General features: G+C 68.9%; 12 protein-coding genes. 2 read left to right on the plus strand and 10 right to left on the minus strand.

The annotated features are described in order from the left end of the window. The first annotated feature begins 103 nt into the window (after positions 1-103). Complete coding sequence (locus tag K8940_RS20700; protein ID WP_223391929.1) at positions 104-2,056, plus strand: PAS domain-containing hybrid sensor histidine kinase/response regulator; 1,953 nt, start codon at positions 104-106, stop codon at positions 2,054-2,056. An 83-nt stretch (positions 2,057-2,139) separates the two neighbouring features. After that, positions 2,140-3,912, plus strand: a complete 1,773-nt coding sequence (locus K8940_RS20705; RefSeq protein WP_223391930.1) for a hypothetical protein — start codon at positions 2,140-2,142, stop codon at positions 3,910-3,912. Between the two features lie 51 nt (positions 3,913-3,963). Here K8940_RS20705 and K8940_RS20710 read toward each other — a convergent pair whose 3' ends face one another. The 10 genes from K8940_RS20710 to K8940_RS20755 all read right to left on the minus strand — a co-directional run bounded on the left by K8940_RS20710 (position 3,964) and on the right by K8940_RS20755 (position 13,902). Beyond that, positions 3,964-4,518 (minus strand): hypothetical protein, encoded by a 555-nt coding sequence (locus K8940_RS20710; RefSeq protein WP_223391931.1) that lies wholly within the window; start codon positions 4,516-4,518, stop codon positions 3,964-3,966. Between the two features lie 98 nt (positions 4,519-4,616). Continuing rightward, complete coding sequence (locus K8940_RS20715) at positions 4,617-5,732, minus strand: chemotaxis response regulator protein-glutamate methylesterase (RefSeq protein WP_223391932.1); 1,116 nt, start codon at positions 5,730-5,732, stop codon at positions 4,617-4,619. 6 nt (positions 5,733-5,738) lie between these two features. Continuing rightward, the gene (locus tag K8940_RS20720) at positions 5,739-6,599 is read right to left on the minus strand and encodes a CheR family methyltransferase (protein ID WP_223391933.1); all 861 of its coding nucleotides are present in this window, start codon (positions 6,597-6,599) and stop codon (positions 5,739-5,741) included. Positions 6,600-6,667: 68 nt separating this feature from the next. Next, positions 6,668-7,156, minus strand: coding sequence for a chemotaxis protein CheW (locus tag K8940_RS20725; protein WP_223391934.1), 489 nt, complete (start codon positions 7,154-7,156; stop codon positions 6,668-6,670). Further along, positions 7,156-8,838, minus strand: coding sequence for a methyl-accepting chemotaxis protein (locus tag K8940_RS20730; protein WP_223391935.1), 1,683 nt, complete (start codon positions 8,836-8,838; stop codon positions 7,156-7,158). The genes K8940_RS20725 and K8940_RS20730 overlap by 1 nt, the downstream gene beginning before the upstream one ends. 34 nt (positions 8,839-8,872) lie before the next feature. Beyond that, positions 8,873-10,684, minus strand: coding sequence for a methyl-accepting chemotaxis protein (locus K8940_RS20735; RefSeq protein WP_223391936.1), 1,812 nt, complete (start codon positions 10,682-10,684; stop codon positions 8,873-8,875). A gap of 14 nt (positions 10,685-10,698) precedes the next feature. Continuing rightward, entirely contained in the window at positions 10,699-11,196 is a 498-nt protein-coding gene (locus K8940_RS20740) for a chemotaxis protein CheW (protein ID WP_223391937.1), read from the minus strand. Positions 11,197-11,210: 14 nt separating this feature from the next. Next, a complete protein-coding gene (locus K8940_RS20745) occupies positions 11,211-13,223 on the minus strand; it encodes a chemotaxis protein CheA (protein ID WP_223391938.1) in 2,013 nt (670 codons plus the stop codon). Then, positions 13,220-13,585: a response regulator gene (locus K8940_RS20750; RefSeq protein WP_223391939.1), complete on the minus strand. Its 366-nt coding sequence runs from the start codon at positions 13,583-13,585 to the stop codon at positions 13,220-13,222. Before K8940_RS20750 ends, K8940_RS20745 begins: the two co-directional genes overlap by 4 nt. Continuing rightward, positions 13,582-13,902 carry a lipid asymmetry maintenance protein MlaB gene (locus K8940_RS20755; RefSeq protein ID WP_223391940.1) on the minus strand — a complete coding sequence of 107 codons (321 nt, stop codon included), beginning with the start codon at positions 13,900-13,902 and terminating at the stop codon, positions 13,582-13,584. Before K8940_RS20755 ends, K8940_RS20750 begins: the two co-directional genes overlap by 4 nt. Positions 13,903-14,090: the final 188 nt, after the last annotated feature.

Genomic DNA, 14,090 nt, shown 5'->3' on the forward strand with positions numbered 1-14,090 from the left:
GGCTCCCGCTCGGTGGCGTGGCCTTCGCGGGCGCGGAACCCGCACTTAACGGTCTTTTCAGCCAAGCATGAACCTATGCTGGTCCGGAGGTCGCGCGCTCTTCATGTCGCCGCCAGAGTTTCGTCCTGAAGGCGCCGCGAGTCCGGCGCGGGCGGCGTCCAAGGAGTCGCCTGGCGCCTACGGCTATCTGGACATCCTCGAAGCCAACCAGGACAGCGCCTGGATCCTGCGCGTGGACGGCGTCGTCGAGCACGCCAACCAGAAGGCCCTGGCCCTGTTCGGCGCGCCTGAGGCGCGGATCGACTGGCGCGCCCTGTGGCCCGAGGAAAGCCGCTTCTCGCTGGACCGCTCCTTCCACTCGGCGACCGAGGGCGCGGTCGCTCGCTTCCGCGCGTTCCTGGGCGGCGCCGCCAAGGCCCGGATCTATTGCGACACCACCATCGCCCCGGTCAGGGACGCCGAAGGCCGCATCGTTCGCCTGCTGGCCACGGCGCGAGACGTCACCGAGGACGTCGAGACCCAAGGCTTCCTGCGCACCGTGCTGCAGCTGCTGCCGCTGCCCCTGACCGTCAGGAACGTCGAGGACCGCCGGTACGTCCTGATCAACCGCGCCGCCGAGGACGCCCTCGACCTGGTCGCCGACGAGGCGATCGGCCGGACCGTCGACCAGGTGCTTCCCCCCGCGCGCGCGGCCCGCACCCACGCCATCGAGGCGGCCGTGCTGCGCAGCGGCGAGATGCAGGTCCTGGAGGAGGCGATCGAGATCGGCGGCGAGACGCGCCACCTGCTGATCAAGACCCTGGCCACCTATGACGACATCGGGGCGCGCCATGTGGTCACCCTGGGCGAGGACGTCACGGCGCGCAGGCGGTCGGCCGAGGCCCTGCGTTCCGCCCTCGACCAGGCCGAACAGGCCAGCCAGGCCAAGAGCGCCTTCCTGGCCAATATGAGCCACGAGATCCGCACGCCGCTGAACGGCATCATCGCCGGCGCCGACCTGCTGTCGAAAACCCTGACCGACCCTCGCGCCCGCGAGCTGGTCGACATCATCGCCGCCTCGGGCCGCAGCCTCGAGGGCCTGCTGTCCGACGTGCTGGACCTGGTCCGCATCGAGGCCGGCCACATGGTGATCGAATCCGCGCCGTTCGAGCTGGGCGACATGGCCCGCTCGGTGGGCGCGCTCTGCGCCCTGCGCGCCGACGAGAAGGGCGTGCGCCTGGAGGTCACCGTGTCGGACGCCGCCGAGCGGACCGTCACCGGCGACGGCGCCCGGCTGCGCCAGGTGCTGACCAACCTGCTGAACAACGCCGTCAAGTTCACAGACCGGGGCGAGGTCGCGCTGCGCGTGACGTTGGACGACCAGGACCGCACGCGCTTCGAGGTGATCGACACCGGCATCGGCTTCGACGCGGCGATGAAGGCGCGGATCTGCGAACGCTTCCAGCAGGCCGACGCCTCGTTCACGCGCCGCTTCGGCGGCACGGGCCTGGGCCTGGCGATCTCGCGCGAGCTGGTTCAGCTGATGGGCGGAGAGCTCGACTGCGACAGCACGCCTGGGGTGGGCTCGTCCTTCTGGTTCGCCCTGCCCCTCGCCGCCTCCGCGCAAACGGCCCCGCAGGTCGAAGAGACTATGGAGGCCCCGGCCGGGGCGGCGCGCGTGCTGGTCGCCGACGACCATCCGACCAACCGCAAGGTGGTCGAACTGATGCTGGCCGAGGTCGCCGACATCGTCACCGCCGAGAACGGCCTCGAAGCGGTCGAGATGTACGCCCTGGCCCCGCCCGACCTGGTCCTGATGGACATGCAGATGCCGGTGATGGACGGCCTGGAGGCGGTCCGGCGGATCCGGGCGCTGGAAGCCTCGCTCGGCGCCGCGCGGGTCCCGATCATCATGCTGACGGCCAACGCCCGTCCCGAGCACATCCGCGCCAGCCGCGAGGCCGGGGCCGATGTTCACCTGCAGAAGCCGATCACAAGCGCGGCGCTGTTCGCGGCGATCGGTGAGGCGATGGACGCCCACGCCGACGACGAACAGGACGCGGCGTTGGGCGCCTGAAGCGGCCAAATTTTCCTGCGATCTTTACCCCGCCTTCGCACATCCCTGCGATAGTCCGTCACCAATAAACAGTCGGCGATTTCATGGGCTTGGCATCAGCAGCGACGGTCTCGGACACCACGGTTTCGACCGGTGAGGGCGCGCGGGTCGCGCAGCGCCTCGAAGCGGCGCGCCAGGTGGTCGAAAGCCGCTTCCTGGAAGCGGGCGACGTCTTGTCGCGGGCGGTCGAGGGCGTGGGCGCCCTGATCGCGGGCCTGGACAGCATGCGCGGCAATCTCGACGCCGACACGGTGACCACCACCACCGCCGACCTGGCCCGCGCCGCCGAGTCGCTGAAGTCCCTGCCCGACAGCCTGGGCCAGCGCCGCGAGCGGGTGGCCGAACTGGTCAAGTTCGGCGATCGCCTGGGCGCCTGCATCGAGGAGATGCGCCAGCACCTGGCCTACCTCCGCGTCTTCGCCATCAACATCAAGATCACCTCGGGCGGCATCGCCGCCGCCGGGCCGGAGTTCGCGATCTTCGCCCAGGAGATCTACGACTGCATCGAGTTGGGCCGCACCCAGCTGGACGCCTTCGCCGGCGAGCTGTCGAGCCTGGACCACACCCTGCGCGGCGCCCTGGTTCACGAGCAGGGTCTGGCTCGCGACTGCGTGGCCCTGCTGCCGGCCGTGCCCGACGCCCTGACGGCCAGCGCCAGCGCCATCGCCGCCCACCACGGCCGCATCGTCGAGGTCGCTCTGAGCGTCGCGACCCTGGCCCGCGACGTCCAGAAGAAGGTCGGTTCAGGCCTCGCCGCCCTGCAGATCGGCGACATCACCCGCCAGCGGATCGAACACGTCCAGGCCGGTCTCCAGTATCTGGACCAATCGGCCGAGATCGCCGCCCTGGCCGCCGAGCCGCGCGCCCGGGCCCACGCCTTCATGCACCGCCTTCTGGGCGCCCAGCTGACCGCGACCGCCGAGGACTTCCACCGCGAAGTGTCGCGCATCGGCCAGAACGTGATCGGCATGGCGGCCGACGCCGCCGAGCTGCTGCGCCTGCGCGACCTGGCCTCGGGGCAAGCGCCGGGCCAGACCGACGGCGCCGAGACCAATTTCCTGCGCGACCTGGAAGGCAATGTCGGCCAGGCCCTGGAGCTGGTCGGCGACATGACCGCCGGCGAGCAGGCCGCCGAAGACGTCAGCCGCTCGGCCGCCGTCTCGGCCCGCGACCTTTCCGAGCGGATCGCCGGCATCCAGAACATCCGCGCCGACGTGCAGATGATGGCGCTGAACACCACGCTGAAATGCAGCCGCATCGGCGAGACCGGCAAGCCGCTGGGCGTCATCGCCATCGAACTGCGCCAGCACGCCATCCATCTGGAGAAGTCGGCGGGCCTGACCACCAGCGCGCTGGAAGGCCTGTTCGCGGCCGCCGAGTCCCTGGGCCAGCGCGAAGCGGTCCAGGATGGCGAGGACGGCAAGGCGGCCGCCGCGGCCAATGTGCTGAGCGACGCGGTCGCCCGGATCGGCAAGGCCGGCGACGGGGTCGAGACCGCCCTGACCGCCGTGGCCCGTCAGGGCGCCGAGGTCGTGGACATGCTGCGCCGCGCGTCCCAGCGCTTCGACTTCCACAAGCAGATCGGTTCGGTGCTCGACGAGGCCGCTGGTCAGCTTCTGAACCTGGCCGGCGAGGGCGAGATCGCCACCGACGATATCGCCGCGGCCCTGCGCCCGACCGTCGACCGCCTGGCCAAGCAATACACCATGGCCCAGGAGCGCGAGGTCCACCGGGCCCTGACCGAGGGACTGGGTGACGGCGCCGGCGAGGTCGAGGCCGAGGTCGCGGTCGTCGAGGACGACGACCTGCTGTTCTAGGACGCGGACGTCAGGGGCGCTGTATTCGTCGCTCTCCAGACCGACGGCGCGCTAGTCGAAACGCGCGAAGACCTTGTGCGTGAATGTCACGATGACGTCGTCGACCTGATCCCAGCGAACCGTGCGCCAGCCGATCTCCGGGTCCTGCCTGTTGTGATCGGAGGGCCCGGGAAACACCCCGCCATAGACGACGTCCACGTGGTCGTCGTCACCGGCCGAAAAGGTCATGTAGGGCAGCGGCTGGCCGACGGGATGGTCGGGGCGCTTCACTTCCAGCCGGTACTTCGTCGCCTCGGCCTCGACCACCGCCTCATACCGCGCCTCGCAGTGGTGCGCGTGGGCGCGATCGACCAGCGCGTTGAGCAACGGCTCCAGCCTTTCGTTGGCCAACTTGCGGAAGCTCGCCTGATCGACGTGCGACCGCTCTTCCGAAGTCGTCATCTCGTGCTCGATCGCGCCTTCGAAGGCGCGCGGCGGCGGCGCGCTGGCCTTTTCCGTCCGGGACGTCTTTGGCCGCACCGTAAATCCGAAGATCGACACGATGCACACCACGACGATCGCGGTCACCAGGATGGTTGGCAGTATTTCGAGCGTCTCAGGTCGCATGAGTGTCCTCCAGCCTCGATAGGCCACCGCCCACCCGCGGACACATTGTCTTGAATCAAATCGGCCCAGGGATCGGCCCGCGACCGAAAGCCCGCCGCTTACCGGCTCGCCGCCCGCAGCATCTCGGCCGCCAGGTTCTGCAGCGGCGCCACGCGGTCGACGCAGCCCAGCGCGATCGCCTCCTTGGGCATGCCGAACACCACCGAGGTGGCCTCGTCCTGAGCCAGGGTGAAGGCGCCGGCCTGCTTCATCTCGGCCATGCCGCGCGCGCCGTCGTCGCCCATGCCGGTCATGATCACGCCCACCGCGTTCGAGCCCGCCGACCGGGTGGCCGAACGGAACAGGACATCGACCGACGGTCGGTGGCGCGAGACCAGCGGGCCATCCTTGACCGAAACGTAGTAGCGGGCGCCGCTGCGCTCCAGCAGGGTGTGCTTGTTGCCCGGCGCGATCAGCACCCGGCCGCGCCGCACGGTGTCGCCGTCCTCGGCTTCCTTGACCTCGACCGCGCACAGGCTGTCCAGCCGCTTGGCGAACGAGGCGGTGAATTTCTCGGGCATGTGCTGGACGATGACGACGCCGGGCGAGTCCAGCGGCAGGGCCTCGAGGAACACCCGCAGCGCCTCGGTGCCGCCGGTCGAGGCGCCGACGCAGACGATGGTCTCGGTGGTCCGCGCCATGGCCTTCGTCGCGCCCCCCTTTGGAACGGGCGGCGGCGGCAGCATGGCGTCGGCGGTGAGTTTCTTTTCCGGCGTGTGGTCAGGGCGCACGAACTGCGGAACCGGCCGCTTGGAGCCTGGGATCCGCGCGCCGGCCGCGGCCTTCACCGCGTCGCAGATGCGGATCTTCGATTCCAGCAGGTGGTCGGCCACGCTCATCTTGGGCTTCAGGATGATGTCGACCGCGCCAGCCTCCAGCGCCTGCAACAGGGTCTCGGACCCGGCCTCGGTCAGGGACGAGCACATCACCACCGGGATCGGCTTCTGGGCCATCAGCTTGCGCAGGAAGGTGATGCCGTCCATGCGCGGCATCTCGACGTCCAGGGTGATGACGTCGGGGATCTCCTCGGCGATGCGCTTGGCGGCCACGAACGGATCGGACGCCACGCCCAGCACCTCGATCTGCGGATCCTCGGACAGGATCGAGGCCAAGGTCTGCCGCACGGTGGCGGAGTCGTCGATGATCAGAACACGGATCTTCCTGCCCGCGACCATGGAAACCTACCGCTTCTGGAACACGGTGTTGGCGATTTGCACGACCGGCAGGTCGATGCCGACGATCGACTCGGAGTGTCCCAGGAACAGATACCCGCCAGGAGCCAGATGGTTGCACAGGCGCTTGAGCACCTTGGCCTGGGTCGCCTTGTCGAAATAGATCAGGATGTTGCGGCAGAAGACGATGTCGAGGTCGTTCTCGATCGGATAGGCGTCGTCCATCAGGTTCAGGCGGGCGAACGACAGCTTGCCGCGCAGCTCCGGCTTGATCCGCACCTCGGGACGCGAGGCGTCGCGCGCGCGCATCAGATAGCGCTGGCGGCGGGCCATCGAGACCGGCTCGATCATCGCTTCCGAGAACCGGCCGGCGATCGCCTGGTCCAGCACCTCGGTGCAGATGTCGGTGCACAGGATCGAATAGTCGAGGCCGCGCTGCTTCTCGCAGAACTCGTCCATGATCATGGCGATCGTGTAGGGCTCGGCGCCCGTCGAGCAGGCCGAGCTCCAGATCTTGATCTCGCGCTTGCCCCGGGTCGCCAGGGCCGGCAGCCCCTTGGCGACCAGGAAGTCGAAATGGGCCGGCTCGCGGAAGAACTCGGTCTTGTTGGTGGTGACCGCGTCGATCAGGTGGATCGTCTCGCCGGCTAGGCCGTCCTCGTCGAACAGGTAACGGCAGTACTCGTTGACGTCGGAGATCCGCGTGGCCCGCATGCGGCGGCGCAGACGGCCCTCCAGCATGGTGCGCTTATTGGCCGGCATCTTGATGCCGCTGTAGTCCTGGATGAACGTCGCCAGGCGCTGGAAATTGCGAGCGCTGAGTTGTTCGGCTTCGGGCGCCTGCAGCGCGGCGGCGGCATGTCTCGACACGGGCTTCTCCGTTCGCGGCGTCTGTCGCGCCGTTCGTCTCTCGGGCGGCCTGTTCTAGGCCGCCGGGCTCATGCCGCCTGGGACAGGGCGGCGGCGTCCTGGCTGGTCAGCAGGCGGGCGAGGTCGAAGATCACGACGAAGCCCCCATTCCCGGAGGAAGAGTCCCGACGCACCACGCCCCGGATGTATTCCGAGCGCCACGGCACGCCGATGTCCGGCGCGGCCTCGACCTGATCTTCCGAGAAGGCCACGACCTCGATCACGCGGTCGGCGATCAGGCCCAGCGACAGCACGCGGTCCTCCAGCGGCACGTCCAGCACCAGGATGCGCGTCGCGCCGTTCGGCTGCACGGCCGGCAGGCCCAGCTTCAGGCGCAGGTCGATGGTCGGGGTGCCCCGGCCGCGCACGTCGGTCAGACCCATCAGATAGCTGGGCCCTTCCGGGATCGCGAACGGCGCCTGGTAGTCCAGGATTTCGCGGACGTGGGCGACCGAGACCGCGAAGACCTCGGCGCCGAGACCCAGGGTCACGTACTGCTGATCAGCGGCGCCGGCCATCAGGCGTACTCGCGGAAGTCGGCGTCGTCGGCGTCCGGGCCGCCATTGGTCAGGTCCAGGGCGAAGCCGTTGGCGCGGGCCTGCTGGGCGGCCACCGTATTGCGCGGCGCGCTGGACGTGGCCGGCTTGCGGGCGACTGACGCGGCCGGACGCTTGGCGGGCGCCCGGGTCGGACGACGCGCCGGCGCGCTGTTGCCGGTGCGGAAGTAGGCGATCGAGGTCTGCAGCTCCTCGGCCTGGGCCGCCAGTTCCTCGGACGTGGCCGACATCTGCTCGGACGCCGAGGCGTTCTGCTGGGTGACCTTGTCCAGTTGCTGGATGGCCTCGTTGATCTGCGACGCGCCGATGTCCTGCTCGCGGCAGGCGGCGCTGATCTCGGCGACCAGTTCGGCGGTCTTGCGGATGTTCGGCACCAGGGTGGTCAGCATCTCGCCGGCCGATTGGGCGGCTTTGACCGTGTCGGACGAGACGGCGCTGATCTCGGCGGCCGCGCTCTGCGAGCGCTCGGCCAACTTGCGGACTTCCGAGGCGACCACGGCGAAGCCACGGCCATGTTCGCCGGCGCGGGCGGCCTCGACGGCGGCGTTCAGGGCCAGAAGGTCGGTCTGGCGGGCGATCTCCTGAACGATCGTGATCTTCTCGGCGATCGTCTGCATGGCGTCGACGGCCTTGGACACGGCCTGGCCCGAGGTCTCCGCGTCGATCGCCGACTGGCGGGCGATCTTCTCGGTCTGGGCGGCGTTGTCGGCGTTCTGCTTGATGTTCGAGGCCATCTCTTCCATCGAGGCCGAAGCCTCTTCGGCCGACGAGGCCTGTTCGGTGGCGCCTTGCGAGACCTGCTCCGAGGCGGCCGACAGCTCCTGGCTGCCCGCCGAGACGTTCTCCGAGGCCGAGATGGCGTCCGAGACCACGCCGCGCAGGCGCTCGATCATGACGTTCACATGCCCCAGCAGATCGGCGATCTCGTCCTTGCCCGTGATCTCGATCGTCTTGGTCAGGTCGCCGTCGGCCACCGAGCGGACGGCGTCCGAGGCGCGGTTCAGGCCCTTGCTGACCGTCACCGAGATGTAGACCGCGGCGGCGGCGGCGATCAGCAGCGAGACGGCCGCCAGGATGATCAGGCTGTTGCGAACCTTGGCGAAGTCCTTGTCGGCGTTGTCGGTGGCGGCGTTCAGCTGGGCCTGCGACAGCTCGACCAGTTCCTGCACCTGCGCGCTCGCCTCGGTGACGGCCTTGCGGCCCTCGCCCATCGAGACCGCCGTGGCGGCGGCGTCGTTGTTGGCGGCGGCCAGGGCGTAGACCTGGTCGTGGGCGCTAAGCAGACGCTCCCAGGCGCTGCCCAGGGCCTGCCACTTGGGCTTGCCCTCGGCCGTGGCCAGGCCCTCGGCCTTGGTCAGCAGCGCTTCGAAGGTCTTCTTCTCCTTCTCGACCGACGCCTCGAGGGTCTTCACCTCCTCGGGGGTGTCGACCAGGACCATGTTCTTTTCGAACCGCACCACATTCAGCATGTGGATGTTCAGCTCCTGCGCCGCTTGCAGGCGGACGGCCGGGCCGTCGACCATCGCGTTCATGTCGCGGTTGGTCGAGGACAGGCTGTTCACCCCAAATAGGGTCGCCGTCAGCAACAGGGCGATGATCAGGCCGAAAGCCAGCCCCAGCTGCAGTTTGATCGTAAAGCGCATGGTCGTGATCCTTCGGCGTGAGCGGGGTCGAGGGTCAGTATTCGGTGAATTCGCGGTCGTCGGCGTCCGGGCCGCCCTGGCTCAGGTCCAGGGCGAAGCCCTGGGCGCGAGCCTGCTGGGCGGCGACGGCGCGCGGCGCCTTGCGAGCGGCGGTCTTCGGCGCGGTCGGCTTGGCGGCGGCGCGGGCCGGCAGGCGCACGACCGGAGCGGTCGGCTTGCGCGCGCCCTGCCCGCCGTTCGACAGGCGGAAGTAGGCGATCGAGGCCTGCAGCTCTTCGGCCTGAGCGGCGAGCTCTTCCGAGGTGGCCGACATCTGCTCGGACGCCGAGGCGTTCTGCTGGGTGACCTTATCCAACTGCTGGATGGCCTCGTTGATCTGCGAGGCGCCGATGTCCTGCTCGCGGCAGGCGGCGCTGATCTCGGAGACCAGCTCGGCGGTCTTGCGAATGTTCGGGACCAGGCTGGTCAGCATGTCGCCGGCCGACTGGGCGGCCTTGACCGTCTCGGACGACACGGCGCTGATCTCGGTGGCGGCGCTCTGCGAGCGCTCGGCCAGCTTGCGGACTTCCGAGGCGACCACAGCGAAGCCACGGCCATGTTCGCCGGCGCGAGCGGCCTCGACGGCGGCGTTCAGGGCCAGCAGGTCGGTCTGGCGGGCGATTTCCTGCACGATCGCGATCTTCTCGGCGATCGTCTGCATGGCGTCGACGGCGCGGTTGACCGCTTCACCCGACACTTCGGCGTCCTGGGCCGACTGGCGAGCGATCTTCTCGGTCTGGGCGGCGTTGTCGGCGTTCTGCTTGATGTTCGAGGCCATCTCTTCCATCGAGGCCGAAGCCTCTTCGGCCGACGAGGCCTGTTCGGTGGCGCCTTGCGAGACCTGCTCCGAGGCGGCCGACAGCTCCTGGCTGCCCGCCGAGACGTTCTCCGAGGCCGAGATGGCGTCCGAGACCACGCCGCGCAGGCGCTCGACCATGCGTTCCAGGGCGATGCCCAGCGTGTCCCTGTCCGACAGCGGCTTGGTTTCGACGGTCAGGTCGCCGTCGGCCACCTTGTCGGCGACGGCGGCGGTGGCGCGCAGGTTCTCGGTCATGCGGTTGACCGTGTCGACCAGGTCCTTGATCTCGTCGTTGGTCGTGATGTTGACGCGCTGGTCCAGGTCGCCCAGGGCGACGGCGTTGGCTAGGTCGGCGACCTTGCTCAGGCCCCTGCTGATGGTGATCGAGATCCAGGCCGCGGCGGCGCCGGCGATCAGCAGCGAGCCGATGATGACGGCGATCAGGAAATTGCGCGCGGCGGCGAAGGTCTGGTTGCCTTCCTCGTCGGCCGCCTTCAGCAGTTCGGTGTTGTGGGCGACCAGATCATCGACGCGCTGAGTGACGGCGTTGGTCAGCGGACGCTGGACGGTCGACATCATGGCCACGCCCTCGGCGCGGCGCCCCGCCATCATGGCCTCGCGCATCTTCAGGTCGATGGCGGCATAGCCCTCCCAGTCCTGGTTCAGCGCGGTCCACTTGGCCTTGCCTTCCTCGCTGTTGGTCTTGGCGATGCCCTCGTCGATCAGCGACTGGACGACCTTGCGCTGCTTCTCGGCCTTCGCGTTCTGGCTGCGCAGCTCTTCGTTGTCGGTGGCCAGGCCCATGTTCTTCTGGGCGCGGGTGATCTGCAGCAGGGCGATGTTGGCGGCCTGGGCGCGTTGCAGCTGCGCCATCGGGCCGACGATCATCGCGGTCTGGGCCGAGTTGATCTTGTTGAGCGCGTTGATGCCCAGCAGCGTCGAGGCCGTCATCAGGACGATGAGCAGACCGAAGGCCAGGCCGAGCTTGAGTTTGATCGTGAAGCGCATGTTGAAAGTCCAGCTCAGGCTTGCGGCGCGTTGATGGGGGTGACGACGGCGGTCTGGCCGCGCGCCGCGAAGATCTGGTCGAGGTCGGGGATGACGATCACGTCGCCGTCCCGGCGCGCCAGCAGGCGAATGAAGTCCGCGCGCCACTTCAGGCCGACGCGAGGGGCGTCCTCGGTGATGTCGTGGGCGATGGAGGTGACTTCGTGAACCTTGTCGGCGCGCAGGCCGATCAGGGTCGGCTCGCCGTCCAGGTCGTGCTCGATCACGACAATGCGGCTGTCGATCGTCGGCTCGGCGGTCTCCATGTCGAAGGCGACGCGCAGGTCGACCAGCGGGATGACCCGGCCACGGAAGTTGATCACGGCGCCGACGAACGGCGGCGCGCCCGGCACGTCGGTCTCGGGCAGCAGGTCCAGCACCTCGCGCACGAGGCCGGCCTCGAGGGCGAAGGTCTCGCCGCGCAGGTCGAAGGTCAGGGCCTCGATCGGGCCGGTCGGAAGTTCGGTGGTCATGTCCGGGCCCCTCTTCAGCTGGCAGCGCGCATCTGCGCGTCGTGGCGTTGGCCGGCAGCCACCAGACTGCCGATGTCGAGGATCAGGGCCACGCCGCCATCACCCAGGATCGTCGCGCCCGAGAAGGCGCCGGCGTCGGCGTGGAACGGCGACAGCGGCTTGATGACGGTCTGGTGGTCGCCAAGGATCTGGTCGACGACCAGGCCCACGCGCTCCTGGCCCGTGGAGACCACGACGATCTTCTGGTGCGGATCGGGCGCCGGGCCCGTCTTGAACATCTGGCGCAGGCGGATGAACGGCACCAGCTGGTCGCGCAGGGTGATCAGGCTGCGGCCGGCCGAGCGGATGTCCTGTTCGACCGAGAGCTCCACGCATTCCTCGACCGAGGACAGCGGGATCACGTAGCGGCCGTTGCCGACGCGGACCAGCAGGCCGTCGATGATGGCCAGGGTCAGCGGGATGCGCAGCGACACAACCGAGCCGTGGCCCGGCGTGCTGGTGATCTCGATCGCGCCGCGCAGGCCCTCGATGGTCTTCTTGACGACGTCCATGCCGACGCCTCGGCCGGACAGATTGGTGATCGCCGCCGCCGTCGAGAAGCCGGGAGCGAAGATCAGCTGCAGCAGCTCGTTGTCGCTCAGCACCTGGCCCGGCTGGATCAGGCCGTTCTCCTCGGCCTTGGCGCGGACGCGGGCGCGGTCGACGCCGCGGCCGTCGTCGGTGATGGTGATGACCACCTCGGCGCCCGACTGGCGGGCGGCCAGCACGATGTGGCCGGTTTCGGGCTTGCCGGCGGCGCGGCGCTGCTCGGGCGTCTCCAGGCCGTGGTCGGCCGAGTTGCGAATCAAGTGGATCAGCGGATCGGCCAGGCGCTCGATGACGGTCTTGTCCAGCTCGGTCGCCTCGCCCTCGGTCGAGAGCGTGATCGACTTGCCGGTGTCGCGGGCCAGGTCGTGGATCAGGCGGCGGAAGCGGCCGAACAGCTGGGCGATCGGCACCATGCGGACGACCATCATGGTGTCGCGCATTTCCGAGGCCAGGCGCTCGATCTCCTCGGCGACGGCGCGCAGGGCGATGTCGCTGCTGCTGGCCGCCAGTTGCTTGAGGCGCGACTGGGCGATGACCAGCTCGCCCACGCGGTCCATCATCTCGTCCAGGCGCTCGGCCGGGACGCGGACGGTGTCGCCGCTGGCCTTGGCGGCGCGGCCTTCGTTGGCGGCCTCGACCGGCGCGGCGGCGGCGGCTTGCGGCGCGGCCTCGGCGACGATCTCGGCGGGGGCTTTGGCCGGCGTCTCGACGGAGGCCCGGGCGACCGTCATGTCCTGGATGTCCAGGGTCATGTCGTCGATCACGAAGATGAAGACGTCCTCGATCGCGTCGCGGCCGTGCTTGGTTACCAGGGTCACGTCCCAGGCCAGATGGCACTCGGTCGGGATCAGGGCGTCGAAATCGGGAACGGCGTCGGTGACGGCGACGACGGTGCATTCGCCCAGCTCGCGCAGCTCGTCCAGCAGGGGCAGCGGGCGGGTGCCATTGACCAGGGCGTCGGCTGGCAGGCTGAACTTCACGCGCCAGGTCTTGAGGCCCGGGGCGGCGGGGGCGGAGGTCGGGTCAGCGGCGGCGGACGCGGCTGGCGTCTCGGTGGTGGAACCGCCGGCGCTGGCGACCACGCGGTGCAGCTCGGCCAGCAGGGCCTCGCCGGCGGCCGCTTCGGCCGGCCGGCCGTCGGCCAGGGCGCGCATGTGGTCCTGGCAGGCCAGGACGGCGCCGACCAGTTCGGACGTCGCGGCGACCTCGCCCTTGCGGACGCGGTCGAAGGCGGTTTCGCAGTGGTGGGTGAAGGCGGCGAGGGCGTCGAAGCCGAACATCGCGCCCGAGCCCTTCAGGGTGTGGAGGCCGCGGAACACGGCGTCCACCAGATCACGATCCCCGGGACGGTGGGCCAGGTCGAGCAGGCCCTGCTCGATGTCCTCGAACAGCTCCTGCGCTTCCTGGCGGAAGATCTCGACGGGATCCTGGCCGCTCACTTGGCGAGGACCTTCTTGACGACCCGGACCAGCTGCTCGGGATCGAAGGGCTTGGTCAGCCAGCCGGTCGCACCGGCCGCCTTGGCTTGCGCCTTGATCTCGGCGTCGGATTCGGTGGTCAGGAACAAGATTGGCACGCCCGCGCCGGCCGGGCGCTTGCGCAGCTCGCGGATCATGGCCAGGCCGTCCATGATCGGCATGTTCAGGTCGGTGACGATCAGGTCGAAGCCGCCGGCGCTGCCCTTGTCCAGGCCGTCCTGGCCATTGACGGCCTCGGTCACGGCATAGCCTTCACCGCTCAGGGCGATCTTGATCGCCTGACGGATGCTGGCGGAATCGTCGACGGTGAGGATCGCGGTCATTGAGCTGCCCCTTGAAGCCAGAACTGGGCGCGGTCCGAGGTTTCGTCGTCCAGGAATCCGCCGCGCCGCAGGACTTCCAGTAGTGAGCCGGCGGCCGGCTTGTTGAGCGACAAGCCGACGCCGTTTTCGCTCGCCTTACGACGAGCAGATTCCAAGAGTTGGACGAATGTCAGATCAGTTTCGGTCAGGTCCTCGACATCGATGACGACGCCACCCTGCTCGCGGAGCAAGGCTCCGAGCTGCTCGTGAGCTTCACCGATATTCGAAATCGTCACCTCACCGGCGAACGAGATCGTTCCTAATCCGACGTCAGACAATAAAGTCGCCCCCGCGACAAATATATATCGCCGATATGCGAAATATTTGGCTGTGGAAACTTTGTGGGTCTCGACCTTAAATTACGGTAAATGGGACAACCTGAGGCGGAGCGGCAATTTGTCTCGATTTTGCCGGCGGCGGGGGCTTCACGCGCGCCCGGACCTTCGCGACAAGGACCTTACCCTCA

It is taken from the genome of Caulobacter segnis, assembly GCF_019931575.1.
In the GTDB taxonomy this organism is placed as follows: Bacteria; Pseudomonadota; Alphaproteobacteria; order Caulobacterales; family Caulobacteraceae; genus Caulobacter; species Caulobacter segnis_C.

Excerpts from the sequence above, each read along its gene's own strand:
- K8940_RS20700 (WP_223391929.1), top strand. The coding sequence starts at position 104 with ATGTCGCCGCCAGAGTTTCGTCCTGAAGGCGCCGCGAGTCCGGCGCGG.
- K8940_RS20705 (WP_223391930.1), top strand. The coding sequence starts at position 2,140 with ATGGGCTTGGCATCAGCAGCGACGGTCTCGGACACCACGGTTTCGACC.
- K8940_RS20710 (WP_223391931.1), bottom strand. The coding sequence starts at position 4,518 with ATGCGACCTGAGACGCTCGAAATACTGCCAACCATCCTGGTGACCGCG.
- K8940_RS20715 (WP_223391932.1), bottom strand. The coding sequence starts at position 5,732 with ATGGTCGCGGGCAGGAAGATCCGTGTTCTGATCATCGACGACTCCGCC.
- K8940_RS20725 (WP_223391934.1), bottom strand. The coding sequence starts at position 7,156 with ATGGCCGGCGCCGCTGATCAGCAGTACGTGACCCTGGGTCTCGGCGCC.
- K8940_RS20730 (WP_223391935.1), bottom strand. The coding sequence starts at position 8,838 with ATGCGCTTTACGATCAAACTGCAGCTGGGGCTGGCTTTCGGCCTGATC.
- K8940_RS20735 (WP_223391936.1), bottom strand. The coding sequence starts at position 10,684 with ATGCGCTTCACGATCAAACTCAAGCTCGGCCTGGCCTTCGGTCTGCTC.
- K8940_RS20740 (WP_223391937.1), bottom strand. The coding sequence starts at position 11,196 with ATGACCACCGAACTTCCGACCGGCCCGATCGAGGCCCTGACCTTCGAC.
- K8940_RS20750 (WP_223391939.1), bottom strand. The coding sequence starts at position 13,585 with ATGACCGCGATCCTCACCGTCGACGATTCCGCCAGCATCCGTCAGGCG.